Annotated in this window: 14 protein-coding genes; 12 read left to right on the plus strand and 2 right to left on the minus strand. The window is 47.8% G+C overall.

Annotated elements, in window-relative coordinates; translation table 11 throughout:
* The first annotated feature begins 93 nt into the window (after nt 1-93).
* Complete coding sequence (locus tag NK638_RS06220; RefSeq protein WP_071003358.1) at nt 94-612, plus strand: phosphate-starvation-inducible protein PsiE; 519 nt, start codon at nt 94-96, stop codon at nt 610-612.
* A gap of 64 nt (nt 613-676) precedes the next feature.
* Here NK638_RS06220 and corA read toward each other — a convergent pair whose 3' ends face one another.
* Together corA and NK638_RS06230 are read right to left on the minus strand one after the other, a co-directional pair.
* Nucleotides 677-1,891, minus strand: a complete 1,215-nt coding sequence (corA, locus tag NK638_RS06225) for a magnesium/cobalt transporter CorA (protein ID WP_198335892.1) — start codon at nt 1,889-1,891, stop codon at nt 677-679.
* 55 nt (nt 1,892-1,946) lie between these two features.
* On the minus strand, nt 1,947-2,336 hold the full coding sequence (locus NK638_RS06230; RefSeq protein WP_105245018.1) for a DUF2237 family protein: 390 nt from the start codon (nt 2,334-2,336) through the stop codon (nt 1,947-1,949).
* A 493-nt stretch (nt 2,337-2,829) separates the two neighbouring features.
* Here NK638_RS06230 and NK638_RS06235 point away from each other — a divergent pair, with 493 nt between their 5' ends.
* The 11 genes from NK638_RS06235 to der all read left to right on the plus strand — a co-directional run bounded on the left by NK638_RS06235 (nt 2,830) and on the right by der (nt 16,814).
* On the plus strand, nt 2,830-4,137 hold the full coding sequence (locus NK638_RS06235; RefSeq protein WP_274632340.1) for an ATP phosphoribosyltransferase regulatory subunit: 1,308 nt from the start codon (nt 2,830-2,832) through the stop codon (nt 4,135-4,137).
* A gap of 201 nt (nt 4,138-4,338) precedes the next feature.
* On the plus strand, nt 4,339-5,628 hold the full coding sequence (locus NK638_RS06240) for an adenylosuccinate synthase (RefSeq protein ID WP_100749127.1): 1,290 nt from the start codon (nt 4,339-4,341) through the stop codon (nt 5,626-5,628).
* 392 nt (nt 5,629-6,020) lie between these two features.
* Entirely contained in the window at nt 6,021-6,518 is a 498-nt protein-coding gene (gene ndk / locus NK638_RS06245) for a nucleoside-diphosphate kinase (protein ID WP_274632341.1), read from the plus strand.
* 372 nt (nt 6,519-6,890) lie between these two features.
* On the plus strand, nt 6,891-8,126 hold the full coding sequence (gene rlmN / locus NK638_RS06250; protein WP_192994768.1) for a 23S rRNA (adenine(2503)-C(2))-methyltransferase RlmN: 1,236 nt from the start codon (nt 6,891-6,893) through the stop codon (nt 8,124-8,126).
* A gap of 157 nt (nt 8,127-8,283) precedes the next feature.
* Nucleotides 8,284-9,183 carry a type IV pilus biogenesis/stability protein PilW gene (pilW, locus tag NK638_RS06255; RefSeq protein WP_446739811.1) on the plus strand — a complete coding sequence of 300 codons (900 nt, stop codon included), beginning with the start codon at nt 8,284-8,286 and terminating at the stop codon, nt 9,181-9,183.
* A complete protein-coding gene (locus NK638_RS06260; RefSeq protein ID WP_274632342.1) occupies nt 9,180-9,989 on the plus strand; it encodes a helix-turn-helix domain-containing protein in 810 nt (269 codons plus the stop codon). The genes pilW and NK638_RS06260 overlap by 4 nt, the downstream gene beginning before the upstream one ends.
* An 84-nt stretch (nt 9,990-10,073) precedes the next feature.
* Nucleotides 10,074-11,189, plus strand: coding sequence for a flavodoxin-dependent (E)-4-hydroxy-3-methylbut-2-enyl-diphosphate synthase (ispG, locus tag NK638_RS06265; protein WP_105245022.1), 1,116 nt, complete (start codon nt 10,074-10,076; stop codon nt 11,187-11,189).
* 98 nt (nt 11,190-11,287) lie between these two features.
* On the plus strand, nt 11,288-12,577 hold the full coding sequence (gene hisS, locus NK638_RS06270; protein WP_274632343.1) for a histidine--tRNA ligase: 1,290 nt from the start codon (nt 11,288-11,290) through the stop codon (nt 12,575-12,577).
* A gap of 99 nt (nt 12,578-12,676) precedes the next feature.
* Nucleotides 12,677-13,477, plus strand: a complete 801-nt coding sequence (locus tag NK638_RS06275) for a YfgM family protein (RefSeq protein ID WP_274632344.1) — start codon at nt 12,677-12,679, stop codon at nt 13,475-13,477.
* Nucleotides 13,478-13,751: 274 nt separating this feature from the next.
* The gene (gene bamB / locus NK638_RS06280) at nt 13,752-14,960 is read left to right on the plus strand and encodes an outer membrane protein assembly factor BamB (protein ID WP_446739812.1); all 1,209 of its coding nucleotides are present in this window, start codon (nt 13,752-13,754) and stop codon (nt 14,958-14,960) included.
* A gap of 432 nt (nt 14,961-15,392) precedes the next feature.
* A complete protein-coding gene (gene der / locus NK638_RS06285; protein WP_274632346.1) occupies nt 15,393-16,814 on the plus strand; it encodes a ribosome biogenesis GTPase Der in 1,422 nt (473 codons plus the stop codon).
* Nucleotides 16,815-16,995: the final 181 nt, after the last annotated feature.

Genomic DNA, 16,995 nt, shown 5'->3' on the forward strand with positions numbered 1-16,995 from the left:
AATAGCCATGTGAGTGCTGATTGCCGATAGATAAAGGGGCCTGATTGATAGAGTCAGGCAAATCAACCATCTCTTCGTTGATAGGATCTAAAAATGGCTAAAAAAGACGTAGGTATTCATGAGCGACTACAAGGTATTGGTAGAGAGTTTGTCGATGTCTGTCATTACGTTATTTTATTTTTAATCAGTGTGGTGGTGGTCTGGACGGCAGGTAAAGAGTTCATTTATATTGTCCAAAAAGGCTCAGCGGATCTAAAAGATATTTTGATGCTGTTCATTTATCTCGAGCTACTCGCTATGATAGGGATTTATTTTAAAACCCATCGATTGCCCGTACAGTTTTTGATATTTATCGCCATCACCGCATTGTCGCGACATCTGGTCGTTGATGTGCAGGCAGTGTCAGATTATTTTCATCTATGGCTATTGGCAACGATCTCTGTGGCAATCATGCTATTGAGTGGTGCTATTGTCATATTGACTTGGACGGCAAAAACCTTTGGTCGCCCAGAAGACAATCTTGATAAACAGTATGCAAATTTGACAGTCAAGGCTATGCTGCCTGACAATGCGCAAGCACCAGACAGCCATACCAAGCACCGCCGTGAGTAATGAGGCACAATCAGCACAAAAAAGGGCTACCACTGGTAGCCCTTTTTTATGTATGAATGAGTTATCACAACCATTTGAGTTTCTTAAAGTTGTAATACAAGAAGCTACACAACGCGATGATGATAATCATAATAACGAAGTAAGCGTATTTCCAATGCAGCTCAGGCATAAAGTCAAAGTTCATACCATAAATACCAGCGATGGCCGTTGGTACCGCTAAAATCCCTGCCCAAGCGGCGAGCTTACGTACCACCTCGTTTTGTCCCATATTGACCATGGCCATATAGGTGTTCATTACCACGCTTAGCATCTCATTGAGGCCGTTGATAGCGTCTAACGAGTGCAGCAAGTGGTCATTGACGTCACGGAAATATGGCTTGGCCGCTTGCGAAAACCCGGAGACCAGCTCGCTTTTTTTGTGATTGATAAAAAAACTACAGATGTCTTGCACAGGTAAGATAATGGCACGCATATGTACCAGCTGTGACTTGAGCTCGTAGAGGTTTTTGAGCGTGCCTTTATCAAACTCATAGGTAAATACGTAACGTTCTTGCTCACGCAGATAACGCCCCAAACGATCGGTAATCGGCATATAGTTATCCACGATAAAATCGAGAATAGCGTGCAAAACAAATATCGGCCCCATTCTGAGCTTTTCTGGGCGGCGGTGGCAGTGCTCGCGGACAGGTGCGTAGGAGTTGGATGGACCATTGCGAATGGTGATTAAGTAGTTTTTGCCCATAAATATCGCAGTGGTGCCGTAGCGAATGACGTTGTCTTCAAGCTTGGCGGTACGTAAGACCACAAATACCATGTCGTTGTCATAATTTTCGACTTTGGCGCGCTGATGGTCGGCAAAGGCATCCTCGATGGCAAGTTCGTGCAGACCAAAGGCTTCTTTGACTTTAACCATGGTCTGGAGGCTGGGGTCATACAAACCCAGCCAGATAAACTGGCCATTGTTACTCAGCGCCCGACTGACATCATTTAGCGCCACTTTATCGAGGTTTTCGCCGGTCTTACGAGAGTAGGCGTAGCAGTTGACGACCTCATCTTCACTGGATAGATCGATATCTTCATAGCGCTCAGAATCAGGGTCATAGACCGTCATGGTCTCGATGGTATCTTCTCTGGTGGCATCGGCATCGCCGTAGATATAGCTATCATCATTATCGAGATACAAATGCTCATCATTCATATCCGCATAAAGACGGTTGATGTCGGAGTTAGGTTCAATACGTGCGGTTTTTTTGAGCAATTGATCGTTATTGTGGTCCATACCCCCTCCCATGATAAAGTAAAAAATGTCTCACAAATAAAACGCGGCGCCGTCATTAAAGCGCGTGGCTTTTTAAAGTCTCAATATCGACCAAGCTCAGCAGGCTTTCGTGACAGGCTTCGAGCTTGATTGGCGGGGCGATATCGAAGTCCAAGGCCTCGACCCAGCGCAACGCACAGATGCACCAGTAGTCGCCAGGTTTTAATCCAGCAAAACCATACTCAGGCAGAGGCGTGATCAAGTCGTTGCCGCGACTGGCAGAAAAATTCAAAAACTCGCTGGTCATCTTGGCGCAGACGGTATGCTGGCCGACATCATGACTGCCAGTATGACAAAAACCATTGCGATAATAGCCGGTAATCGGGTCAAAACAGCAGCTGGCAAGCGCCGTCCCTAAGACGTTGGTTTGGTTGATGGCTGGGTTTGGGTGGTAATCAGATGACATAAGGCTTCCGAGATAAAAATATTTGTTAGTGTAACATGAGTCTGTCTGCATGGCGCTGTTCTTGCTGGGGTAGTTTGCGCACGTTTTTATCAAGTAATGCAAGCGCATAGCGGCTATTTCACGGACGCTATTTGTTCAATACGAGCAGATAGCCGTCGCTACTGATGCTCATGATGCCATGGACGATAATTAGATAGTAATTGTGCCCAATTGTCACTAGGCGAACCTTGAGTGCTATGCTACACTAAAGCATAAAGTGCCTTGATTATTTATCTCTGTTTATTAGCGCATAAAGATACTCGTCTTATCATCCTAAATTATACTTATTACTCACCCTGTTGCGGTTACCTAGTTTGTTTATAAATAATTGGGTCAATGATGTTGTGTGTTAAAAACACAACGATACGATGTCAATGCCCTTATAAATACAACCTTTTAGTACCGCATCAGTACCGCGTTTTTTGGTAAGCGATACGCCAAACAAGGATTTATTGTGTCTGTCAGTTCTGATTCTGCAAAACCTGCCCAGTTAAATGCAACAAAAAATGCGGCCACTCAGCCTGCCGATAGCGTTGCTAAACCCAATAGCATGCCCTACCTAAACCATTTTGCCAGCGATGTAGCCAACAGTTGGCTGTTGCCTGATGGTGTGGTGGATGTGTTGTTTGAAGACGCGCATAAGCAAGAGGTGCTTAGGTACCAATTGACGCAGCAGCTGATCACTCATGGCTATCAGTTGGTCAATCCGCCGATGATTGAGTTTACTGAGTCACTGTTAAGTGACGCCTCAGAAGATTTGAAACGTCAGACGTTTAAGATCATCGATCAGCTGACGGGTCGTTTGATGGGCTTGCGTGCCGATATTACCCCGCAGATTTTGCGTATTGATGCGCATCACGGCGGTACTGGTATTGCGCGTTATTGCTATGCAGGTGATGTGATTCACACCTTGCCGTCAGGACTGTTTGGTTCACGTACGCCCTTGCAGTTAGGCGCTGAGATATTTGGCTGCGCCGATTTGGCAGCCGATATCGAGCTGATTGATGTCTTGTTTGGGATGGTCAATACACTAGATATGAGCGCGGCACTGCATATTGACTTGGGTCATGTGGCGATATTTAAGCGTTTGGCTGAGATGGCGGCGCTATCTGACAGCGACGCTGAGCAATTGATGCATTTATATGCCAATAAAAACCTACCAGAGCTCAAACGCGTTTGCCAAGCATTGCCGATGGGCGATGACTTTTATGCCTTAGCACGTTTTGGTCACGATATCGATAATTTGCTGACCAAGCTCTCTACTGCCGCCCAGCAAGATGAACAGATATCTACAGCTATCGATGAGCTACAGCGCCTAAAAACGCACCTAAAAACGCAGTGGCAGTGTCCGGTGAGTGTCGATGTGACTGAGCTATCAGGCTATCACTATCATACTGGCATTGTCTTTAATGGCTATATCAATAGCGAGACGCAGCCGCTGGTACGCGGCGGGCGTTTTGATGGTATGCAAAGCGGTGGCCATCTGTCTGCCAGCCAGCCACGCGAAGCCACAGGATTTAGTATGGATGTCAGCCGCTTGCTGGCGCACACGCAGCTTGAAGTGCCGAGTATCGTGCTGATCGATTATCAAGCCGCCACTCAAGCAAGCCCCGAGCAGCGACAAACCTTGCTCCAGCAGGCCACCAGCTTACGCGAGCAGGGCTACCGTGTCACCATGCCACTAAACGCGGACGATCGTCCCGATGGCGTGACACATCGTTTGGGTTTTGCTGACAATCAATGGCAACTACAAACTATCTAGCTTAACTAGATTCAGTTTGGCTGACTTATAGGTATAGTTACAGTGGCATCTCCGTTTGGATAAAGACTTTAAGATAAAACATACTTGGTTTGGCGCGGCAATGATAAGCGCGCTGAGCACAAGCATCAAACACTGCTAACATCACGTTAGTTTTGCAACCGTTATTGCACACACCTCAATACATAAAGGTAAGGATTGATCATGGGTAAGAATGTCGTAGTTTTGGGTAGCCAATGGGGCGATGAAGGTAAGGGTAAAATCGTTGATTTACTTACCGAAAAAGCCTCAGCCGTTGCTCGTTTTCAAGGCGGTCACAACGCTGGGCACACACTGGTCGTCGATGGCAAAACCACCGTCCTACATTTGATCCCATCTGGTATCTTGCGCGAAGGCGTCACCTGCTTCATCGGTAACGGTGTGGTATTAGCGCCAGATGCCTTACTAAAAGAGATAAAAGATCTAGAAGCCAACAACGTACCAGTACGCGAGCGTCTACGTATCTCGCCAAACTGCCCACTCATCATGCCATATCACGTGGCACTTGACCAAGCACGCGAAGCCAAACGCGGTACAGGCAAAATCGGTACCACAGGTCGCGGCATCGGTCCTGCGTATGAGGACAAAGTGGCGCGCCGTGCCATCAAGCTTGCTGACTTGTTCCGTGATGATTTAGAAGAAAAACTACGTAACCTAATCGAGTATCACAACTTCCAACTGACACAGTATTATAAAGTCGATGCCATCGATTTTGATGAGACCTTTAAGCTGTGCCAAGAGTGGCGCGAAGAGATCAAAGGCATGGTTACTGATGTGACCGAAGACCTCAACCAATTGCGTCTCGCTGGCAAAAACCTAATGTTTGAGGGTGCACAAGGCACGCTACTTGATATCGACCACGGTACCTATCCGTTTGTCACCAGCTCAAGCGTTACAGCAGGCGGCGTATCGACTGGTACGGGTATCGGCCCATTGTACCTAGACTATGTACTTGGTATTACCAAAGCCTACACCACGCGTGTCGGTAGTGGCCCATTCCCAACAGAATTGTTTGATGATGTGGGTGCCCACTTAGCCAAAGTCGGCCATGAGTTTGGCGCGACCACTGGCCGCGCGCGTCGCTGCGGCTGGTTTGATGCCGAGGCATTACGCCGTGCGGTGGTATTGAACTCTATGTCAGGTATCTGCTTGACCAAGCTTGACGTCTTAGACGGTCTTGAAGAATTGCTAATCGGTGTGGGTTACAACCTCCCTGAGACAGAATGTGCTGGCGCGCACGACGCAGAGTTTTATGAGTCTGTCACACCGAAGTACGAAACGATGGAAGGTTGGAGCGAGTCTACCGTTGGTATTACCAACTATGACGACCTACCAGAAAACGCCAAAAAATACATCAAACGTATCGAAGCATTGATTGGCTGCCCAGTAGATATCATCTCAACCGGCCCTGACCGCGAAGAGACCATCGTACTTCGTGACCCGTATGATGCTTAGTGCTTACTATAAGTCTTGGTGCTATAAGCACTAACTGGCTTGTAGTATTAATCAAGTAGTATTCATCAAGTAGTATTCATCAAGTAGTATTCATCAAGTAGTATCAATTAAACAAACCCCAGTGCTGAGCATTGGGGTTCTTTTTGGTCAATATGATGACCGTATTAACAATTAGCGGATCATAAATTTACTTTTATGCAAGGTGCGGTCATAAATTAATCCTATCATTTATAGCCTCAATCATTATAATAGGCAACAATCCTATGTTGACGCTCGTGTTTTGCTATCGATAAATCATGAGTTATCCGCTTCGTCGACATGGCGGCCAACGTTAAAACAAAGCATTTACCCCTTTACTTTTACCAAACTGACCCCCTATTAGGAGTTTTTTTATGGCTAACGAACGTACTTTATCTATCATCAAGCCTGATGCAGTCGCTGGCAACCACATCGGCGCTATTTATAGCCGTTTTGAAGAAGCGGGTTTAAAAATCGTTGCTGCAAAAATGTTGCATCTTGATGACAAAAAAGCAGGCGGTTTTGAAGCGGGTTTAAAAATCGTTGCTGCAAAAATGTTGCATCTTGATGACAAAAAAGCAGGCGGTTTTTACGCTGAGCATGCCGAGCGTCCATTTTATAATGCTTTGGTCTCATTCATGACTTCAGGCCCTGTCGTTGTTTCTGTATTAGAAGGCGAAAACGCCATTGCTAAGCACCGTGAAATCATGGGCGCAACCAACCCAGCCGACGCTGCCGAAGGCACTATCCGTGCTGACTTTGCTAGCAGCATCGACGAAAACGCGGTTCATGGTTCAGATTCAGCTGAGTCAGCAGCACGTGAAATCAGCTACTTCTTTAACGATGATGAAGTATGTGCACGTACGCGCTAAGAGCAGCCAGTTATTGATAGCAGCCGAGAGGTTGGTTATGAATAATTTGTGTCGCAAGACGGCTTATATCTGATGGGTATAAGCCGTTTTAGCTATTTTGGTTTGTCTGTTTTTTCGCCGTCTTTGTGTTATTGAAATTTTTTATTATTTGCCTCATTATTGTCTTTATCTAGCATTATCAATCCTTTATCAGTATAGCTACTCATTTTTTGTGCTTGTCGCTATGTATGATTGGCATAAGTACAAGAGACGCTGCGCTCATAATGGATTGCTAATGGCCATATTTGCCATAAGGCGTATGGAGAGCAACACTCATCGCTTATATCAACAATTGCCACGCTTAATTTAGCTGATGCAAAAAGGTTACCTATTATGTCCACTGTTCAATCCCCGATCCAGCATGTCCCTGCCACCTCCAAAGCCAGCATCAAGCTGGTCGATGAAGCGCAGGCCAAGACCAATCTTTTGGGGATGACCCAAGCACAATTGGCTGACTATTTTAAAAGCCTCGGCGAAAAGCCATTTCGCGCGACGCAGGTGATTAAATGGATATATCAGCACGGGGTGACAGATTTTGAGCAGATGACCAATCTGAGCAAGTCACTGCGCGATAAATTGTCGCTGAATGCCTGCGTGACTCCGCCTAAGGTTATTCATCGTCAGTACAGTGATGATGGTACACGTAAATGGGTGTTTGAAGTGACGGGCGGCTCGCTGGTGGAGACGGTATTGATTCCGGCGGATGATAATAAATCGAATGGCCGCAAAACTTTGTGTATCTCTTCGCAAGTCGGCTGCGCGCTCGACTGTAGTTTTTGTAGTACCGGTAAGCAGGGTTTTGAGCGCGATCTGACGGCGGCTGAGATCATCGGGCAGCTGTGGGTGGCCAATGCTTCCTACATGAGCGATGATAATGACAGCTTAGAGGCTGTCGATCATAGCGCTTGGGAAAACCATGTCACCAACGTAGTGATGATGGGTATGGGTGAGCCTTTATTAAACTACAAGCCTGTAATCGGCTCGATGGAGATTATGCTCAGCGACCATGCTTATGGCCTCTCAAAGCGCCGTGTGACATTGTCGACCTCAGGCGTGGTACCCAAGATGTATCAGCTGGCACAAGATCTCGATGTGGCTTTGGCGATATCCTTGCACGCGCCCAATGATGAGCTGCGTGATGAGCTGGTGCCTATCAATAAGAAATACCCGTTAAGTGAGCTGATCGCCGCGGCAAAAAACTACGTGTATGATGTCAATCCACGCCACAAAAAACACGTCACCATTGAGTATGTCATGCTTGATGGCGTCAATGACAGCGATGAGCATGCGCGGCAGTTGGTGGCGTTGTTGGATGGTCTACCAAGTAAGATTAATTTGATACCGTTTAATCCGTTTCCGCATGCACCATATGACAAATCAAGCAACAACCGCATCCATGCGTTTAGCAATATCTTAAGTGAAGCTGGGTTTGTGTGTACCATTCGTCAAACGCGCGGCGACGATATCGATGCGGCTTGCGGCCAGCTGGTCGGGCAGGTCGCCGACCGCACTCGTCGTTCAGCGGCATGGCAGCAAAGCATCAAAGCGCGTGAAAACGCTGAGTTGTGATTCATCATACAATTAATCACAACTAAATTGTACTTATGGGGTCTAAATCTATTAAACTGATGCTTCGATTATCGAACGCATTGAATCCAGTTTTATGATGGCGGCTATGATGACTTCTAAAAATTCTTGTCAAAATAAGTATCAAAGCGTGTGTTTTTTGACTGACAAACCATGGATGACAGCCACGTTGCCAGTAATGGCACAGACGACAGTGACGTCCAAACGGCTACTGCTTGGTATGGCGATGGTGGGGCTGTTTTTGACGGGGTGTCAAAGCACGCCAACCGATGATTTATTGGGGGATACCCCTTATCAGACGTCGACGCGGCCGAGCAATGATCGCAACTTGGATCAACAAGAAATTGCGCGCGTACGTACCTCGCTTGCCGCGCAATATATCCGCAAAAACGAGCTTGATACCGCCCAACGCCAGCTTGAAAAAGCCTTCGCTGCCGATAGCCGTTACGCGCCAGCCTATGATATGATGGGCGTTTTGCTGCAGCAAGAGGGCAGCCGTATTAATCTGCAAAAAGCCGATCAGTACTTTAAAAAAGCCATCGCGCTTGATAAAGACTTTGAGCAAGCTCACAATAACTATGGCGTGTATTTGTCGCAGATGAAACGCTATAAAGAGGCGGCTGAGCAGTTTGAGATTGCAGGGGCAGCGCTTGGCTACGAAGGTCGTATCGGCGCGCTGGAAAACCTAGGCCGAACCTACCTACAGATGGGCGACCGTGCTGCTGCGGCCAAAGCGTTTTTGCGCGCGCTAGATGGCAACCGCAATAGCATCATCGCCCATATCGAATTGGTAGATTTATTGCTTGAGCAGCAGCGGGTGGCCCAAGCACAAAAACTTTATGACGAGACACTGATCTTGGTACAAGGGCAAGGTATCAGCCCGCGTTTGCTATTACAAGGCATCAAACTTGCGGCGGCTCAAAACAACATAACCACACGCCAGCAATTGGCACAGCAGCTTTTATCCGCTTATCCACTAAGTGATGAAGCAAAACAACTGAAGACTTGGCTTAACAATCCAGAGGCACCATGGAAATGACCACCCCATCATCAAACACTCAATCAAATACTCAGGGATCATTTGGTGCCATGTTGCAGCAAGCCCGCAAAACAAAGCAAGTCAGTCTAGAAGAGGCCGCCGCCGAGCTATTTATCTTAAAGCGTCACCTAAAAGCCTTAGAAGATGAGAATTTTGCAGATTTGCCGCAAGCCGCGTTTGCTCGTGGTTTTGCTATCAACTATGCCAAGTTTTTGGGGTTAGACCCTGTAAAGATCGCCAGTAGCTTTGATGCCGCCTATCCCAATGAGCTAAAACCATATTCAGTCAACAACATTGATACACCGCTGCGCCCGATGGGCACCTTGCAGCGAGACACTCATAACCGCATTCGTTTCAATCCGTTACTGATTATCGCGGTCATTGGCGTTATTATCTTAGCGATTTTTTTATTCCGCATGGTCAGTAATGCCAGCAAAGAAAATACCCAAGCACCGACCAACGCTGTCGAAGACATCTCGGCACTCGAGCAGGCTCAAGGCGCTGCTATCGATAGCGAGACAGGCGTGGGTGCCGCAGGCTCTGCGCTTAACATAGGCGCGGCGAGCAGCACCGCGACGTTAGAGGTGATGTTGAGCGACGAGGCGGTGGTGGTGATTACTGATGCGTCAGGGAGCAATCTGATGAACGGCGCTCAAAGCACGGGTAGCTATAAACTATCTGGCATACCGCCGTTTAATGTACAGATCGATAATATCGATAATGTCAGCTTAATGCTCAACCAAGAGGCAGTGGCATTAGAGGCATATGCCACTGATAAGCAAGCCAGTTTTGAGCTTGCGCCATAAGTGGGCAAAAGCATAGTGCCGCATCGTTAGGTATCATTGTCAGGGTTTGTTTTTATTTTTTTGTTTTAACCAAAGGGTTTGTCTATGTCAACGTCAGCGCCTATTAACCGTCGTTTTACCAAAAAAATATATGTCGGTGATGTCGCGATTGGGGGTGATGCACCGATTAGTGTGCAAAGCATGACCAATACCGAGACTTGTGATGTGGCCGCGACGGTCGCACAAATCGAGCGCTGCGTAGAAGCAGGCGCTGATCTGATGCGCGTCTCGACCCCGACGATGGATACGGTCAACGCCTTTGCTGAAATCCGTAAACAGGTCAGCGTGCCGCTCATCGCCGATGTGCATTTTGATCATAAGATTGCTTTGGCAGTGGCCGAAGCAGGCGCTGATTGTTTGCGTATCAACCCAGGTAATATCGGTAGTGATGCCAAAGTACGTGAGGTGGTTGCCTGCGCCAAGCATCACAATATCCCGATTCGTATCGGTGTCAACGCAGGCTCGCTAGAAAAAGACATCCAGCGAAAATATAAAGAGCCGACGGGTGAGGCGATGCTAGAGTCCGCGATGCGCCATATCGATATTTTGGAGCGCCTCAATTTTGATCAGTATAAAGTCTCAGTCAAAGCCAGTAATGTGTTTTTGACATTAGAGGCGTATCGTCTGCTCTCAGCCCAAATTGACAACCCGCTACATCTGGGCGTGACCGAAGCTGGTGTCTATCGCACCGGCGCGGTCAAATCTGCCATTGCATTAGGGGGGCTACTCCTAGACGGTATCGGCGATACCATTCGTATCTCCCTTGCGGCAGAGCCTGAAGAAGAAATCAAAATCGGCTTTGATATTTTAAAATCGCTAAATATCCGCTCAAACGGCGTCAATTTTATCGCTTGTCCTAGCTGCTCGCGCCAAGAGTTTGATGTGATCAAAGTGATGACAATGTTAGAGTCGCGTCTCGAGGATATTCGTGAGCCGATGGATCTGTCAGTGATTGGCTGTAAAGTAAATGGCCCAGGGGAGGCCAAAGAAGCCGATATCGGTATCGTCGGTGCTGCGCCAAAGTCATTGGTCTACCGTATGGGCGAAAAAAGCCATTTGATCAATACCGAAAACCTAGTCGATGAGATTGAAAGTATGGTGCGCGCCCATGCTGAAGACTTGGCAAAAAAGCGCGAAAATGAGATTATTCGCGTTAAATAAATACTAGTAGCGCTAACGGATACCAGTAGTGCTGTCGCTGTTTTTAGGTTAACTATATAAAAAAGAACTTGTGATAATTGTAAGGATATGACCGTACCATGATCAAAGCTATCAAAGGGTTTAATGATATTTTGCCTACCCAATCGGCAAAATGGCTACAATTAGAGGCGATATTGGCGGATGTGCTGGGTAGGTACGGTTATGAGCATATTCGCCTGCCTATCGTTGAGCAGACTGATTTGTTTGCCCGTGCTATTGGCGGGGCCACCGACATCGTCGAAAAAGAGATGTATAGCTTTGCCGATAAATCTGAGCCGCCCACTCCTTTGACCTTGCGCCCAGAGGGCACCGCAGGAGCAGTAAGGGCTGTAATCGAGCACAATCTACTGCGCGGTGATACGCCCAAACTATGGTACATCGGCCCCATGTTTCGCTATGAGCGCCCGCAAAAAGGCCGCTATCGTCAGTTTCATCAATTAGGAGTCGAAAGCTTCGGTAGTGCGCTGCCCGATGCCGATGCTGAGCTAATCGCGATGACGCATCTGATGTGGCAAGCGCTGGGTCTCAAAGACGAGATGCGCTTGCAACTAAACAGCTTGGGTGAAATCGACGAGCGCCATGCTTATCGTGAGGCCTTAGTCGCTTATCTAACCGACAAACAAGATCAGCTTGACGAGGATAGCAAGCGCCGTCTGACGACCAACCCGCTACGTATCTTAGACAGCAAAGAGGCGAGTACGCAGGCGTTATTGAATGATGCGCCAAAGCTGGCTGAGTTTTTGGGTACGGAGAGTATGGCGCACTTTGAGCAAGTGCAAACATACTTGACCGCGCTTGGTATCGATTTTGAGATCAATCCGCATCTGGTACGCGGTCTGGATTATTACAATAAGACCGTCTTTGAATGGGTGACAGACAAGCTAGGTAGCCAAGCCACCGTCTGTGCAGGTGGTCGTTATGATGGTTTGGTTGGCCAGCTAAAGTCTGTTGGTGCCGACGGCAGCAAACCTGCCAAATCTGAGCCTGCCGTTGGATTTGCTATGGGGCTTGAGCGTTTATTGTTGTTACTAGAGGCGGTCGCGCCGATGGCAGACGTTTCGGCCTGCGATGTCTTTGTGGTCGCTCATCCAGAAGTCTATAGCGCAGGTATCAAGTATGCCCAAAACCTACGTTATGAGCGTCCAGATATCCGAGTCAAGATGGCAAGTGCCACCAGCCTAAAAGCGCAAATGAAAAAGGCGGATAAATCAGGAGCTGCGCTCACGGTGATTATTGCTCAGCAAGAGCTCGATGACAATTTGGTGAGTATCAAAGACATGCAGACAGGCGAGCAGCGTAGTGTCTCGCAAGACTGGCTATCGAATGCAGACAATTTTTCGCGCCAGTGATGAATGGGTCGATCGATTAGTCGATCAATTAATAGGTTAATCAGTTGATATCGGCTTTCGCCTCAGCATTTTTATAACACTTTTATTAGGTAACCCTTTATGGCTTTGACACCCAATTCGCCAAATCCAGACAATTCAATGGACGTATTAAAGCAGTATGGCAGTTATATCGTCACTGCGATTTTGTTGGCGTTGGCCGCATATTTTGGTTGGACATACTGGCAAAATAACCATGCGCGCGTTGATACAGTCGCAGCAGATGACTACGCGGATATCCAGCGGCTCAATGAAGAAATCAGTCTGGCGGCGCAAAACCCAGATTTGGAAGCTGAGGCGCAAGAAGCGCTGGCACAAAGCCGCACACAACTTGATAAAGATATCGATGCATTGGTTGCCGCCCACGGCGAGTCAGTCTATGCGTGGCAAGCACTGATGATAAAAGCCCGTCACCAAGTGGATAGTGATGATTTTACCGCCGCGGCAGATACCCTGAAGCAGGCATTGGCAATTGACTTGGGCGACGCTGGCCTAAGCGCCATCACCCGTCTACGTTATGCCAACACGCTACTGGCAGCAGGTGATACTGAGGGCGCACTGGCAGAAGCCAAACAAGACATGCCAAGCTCATTTGAAGCCAGTCAACAAGAGTTGCTAGGCGATATCTATCTAGCACAAAACGATAAAGATTTGGCCATCAACGCTTACAATAATGCGTGGGAGCTGTTACGTGAGCGTCAAGAAATGCGTGCAGTATTGGCACTGAAGATGGAGAGCTTGGGAGTAATGCCTGAGCCCATCGAGTCGCAAGCCAGTCTGATTCAAGAGCCTGCTGTACCAGAGCCTGCGATATCTGAGCCGCCACCAGTGTTAGAGGGCGCATCGGCCGAAGTTACACAGTAGTGGTATTGTATTAGGCGCTATTAACGAATAATAGCGCTGATGTTTTATCAGCACCCTAGGCAGTACCAACAGAATTCTATATGCTAGATTGGCGGCCAGTGGGCTGATCGTGAGAGTAGAGTTGATAAGTGGCTGTTATCTATTTAAAAAAATTTATAACCGTCACCAAGACAATTAAAACCAGGCAACACTGTGAGCAGATCATTGATGGATGAGCCACAGACTGACCGCCCAATCCACTAATCCATAATAATTTTTGTAGTGAGAACCTATGATGACTCAATCCATTCGCTCGAGCAACATGTCAACAGCCAATATTATCAAAAAGACAGTCATGCATGTGGCCGTACTGGCAGTAATGAGCACTGCAGTGATTGGGTGTAATCGCGGTATCAAGCCTGTCGTCAATGATCCTGTCGATTTGGTACAAATTGCAGAGCCGGTCACTGTGCTACAGCCTGTCTTTAGCGCAGATGTTGGCAATAAAAAAGCCAGTAAAAAAGATCCTTTGGCGCTGCAAGTTGGCTATGCCAATGGTCAAATGGTCACAGCCTCACGCGGTGGCGACTTGATAGGGTTTGATAATGCAGGTGAGCGTCTGTGGTCAGTCAATGTCGGTGACCAAATCACCGGCGGCGTGACAGTAGATGCCTTAAGCCAAACAGCAATCATTAGCACACGTGGCGGTCAGGTGATGGCGTTTGATAGTACAACGGGTGCCAAACGCTGGCAGCAGCAGCTATCAGGGTCGGTATTGACGCCAGCTTTGGTCAGTAATAATCGCGTGATTTTGTCAGCGAATGATGGGTTTTTGCACGGCTTATCTCTACAAACCGGCCAGTCCGTATGGCAGTTTGCCACCCAAGTGCCTGCCATCAGTGTACGCGGTAGCGCCGCGCCAACCCTACTAGACAGCAAGACCGCGTTGCTGGCGACCGCAGATGGCCGTTTGCATGCGGTGACGGTTGATAGTGGTTTGCCGCAGTGGTCGAGACGCGTCGGTGTCGGTATGGGCAGCAGCGAAGTTGAGCGTATGAGCGATGTCGATGGCACGCCTACTGTTGATCAAAACCAGCTGTTTGCAATCAGCTATAGTGGTCAGTTATTGGGTATTGATTTGGACTCGCGTCAGGTTCTATTTGTCAATGAGCTTGCCAGTCTCAAATCCCTTGCTGTCAATAATCAGCAAGTCATCGCCACTAGCCTAGATGGTAAAGTGGTTGCGTATGATCGCAGCAATGGCGAGATGCTCTGGGAGAGCGATGAGCTGGCGTATCGTCACTTGACCAACCCTGTGATGATTGGTAACTATATCGCGGTTGGTGATTTAGAAGGTGTGGTGCATTTGTTTAACCCTGCCAATGGTCAAATCATCAGCCGTGTACAGACCAAGGGGGCGTTGACCAACTTGCAAGTACAAGGAAGTCGTTTGTTAACGCAGAGCACCTCAGGTCAAGTGGCTATCTGGCAGCTGATACGTTAAGTATCATAGACTGTGTCACGCGGCAGCTGATGAGTCGTGATATTGTTATCAGCCAGCCATTAGACTTGCGGATTGATATCACGATCACTACTATTATCACTCACCCTGCTAGGTCAGCGTTTTGTGCTTGGTTGTAAACTGCTTGTTTAAACGCAGGCTTTCGCGTACTCTATGCGACCGGTATGCGGTAGGTTTACCATATAGACGACATCATTTGATAGATCCGATAAAATGGTGTCTGAGAGATACAATCATCACTGTAGGCCTGCTTACTATAGAGTCTATGTCATAGAGTCGATGTTATAGGGTCGATGATTGTATCTGCTGTCGTTTTATCATTTATATTAATTTGCGGTCACGTACAACAATATTTGCGACTATGATTTTAGTCGCTGTACGGTCTGCCATTGTGCCTTTCACTGAGAGTAACCCATGAGTATCAAGCCTGTGGTCGCCTTAATTGGTCGTCCAAACGTCGGTAAATCCACCTTATTTAACCAGTTTACAAAAAGTCGGCAGGCATTGGTTGCTGATATGTCGGGGCTGACGCGTGACCGTCAGTACGGCGATGCTACCTACGAAAACAAATCGTTTATCGTTGTCGATACGGGTGGTATTGGTGAGGCAGATGATGGCAGTGGCAATATCGATGATTATATGTCTGAGCAATCGCACACAGCGATTCATGAGGCAGATATCATCGTGTTTGTGGTGGATGCGCGGTCTGGGATGATTGGCGCTGATTCTGAGATTGGTAAGTTTTTGCATACATTGGGCAAGCCTGTCTATGTGGTCGCCAACAAAGTCGATGGCGTCCATTATGCCGCGCCTGCGGAGTTTTATGCGCTTGGTTTGGGCGAGCCGTATCCGATGGCCGCCAGCCACGGCCGCGGTGTCGGTAACTTGCTAGAAGTGCTGACCGCTGATATGCCTGAGCAAGAAAACGTCGTCGAACCAGATGGCTTAAAACTTGCCATTATCGGTCGTCCAAACGTCGGCAAATCTACCTTGGTCAACCGTTTGCTTGGTGAAGATAGGGTGGTGGTGTTTGATATGCCAGGCACCACGCGCGACAGTATTTATATTCCTTATAAACGGGATGGTAAGGATTATGTCCTCATCGACACCGCAGGCGTGCGCCGCCGCGGCAAAATTGATGAAAAAGTAGAAAAATTCTCCGTTATCAAAACCCTACAAGCCATCGAAGACTCCAACGTGACGGTGATTGTCATCGATGCGCAAGAAGGCATCGTCGATCAAGACTTGCATATGATAGGCTATGCGCTCGATGCAGGTCGGGCGCTGGTGGTCGCGATAAACAAATGGGATGGCCTCAGCCAAGACCAAAAAGACTATATCAAGCTTGAGATGGATCGCCGCTTTAGCTTTATTCCTTTTGTGAAAGTGCACCTGATCTCAGCGCTACATGGTACCGGCGTGGGCAACTTATACCCGTCGATCTTGCGTGCTTATCAGTCATCTATGTTTGAGGTATCGACCAATCGCTTGACGCAGATATTGCAAGACGCTGTGACAGCCAACCCACCACCGACCGTCGCAGGTCGCCGTATCAAGTTGCGTTATGCGCATATCGGTGGTCACAACCCACCGGTCATCGTCATTCACGGTAACCAAACCAGTGCGCTACCGAAGAGCTATCAGCGTTACCTCGAAAACCAATTTCGTCAAGTCTTTAAGCTTGAAGGCACACCGCTGAATGTCATCTTTCGACAAAATGACAACCCCTATGCCAATAAAAGCGACACACCGACGAAAGCAAAAGCGCAGCAGTTACGCCAACGTGAGCGCAATCGGGCAAAAAAATTCACCACCAAAAACAAAAAACCTCGCTAACTTGCTAATGGCTAACTTGCCAGTGGCGAGTGTACGAACCAGTCGCTTTATGATGTCGCCTGTATCGTTGTCACGATAAGGCGGCATAGTGCTGCGCCACTGTTTTTATTCTCACCTGTTTGTGTATAGGGCGTGTCCTCAATTCAATCGATAGCCATCTAAATGGGCTAAAAATGGCTAA

This window comes from Psychrobacter sp. A3 (assembly GCF_028823565.1).
Classification (GTDB): Bacteria; Pseudomonadota; Gammaproteobacteria; order Pseudomonadales; family Moraxellaceae; genus Psychrobacter; species Psychrobacter celer.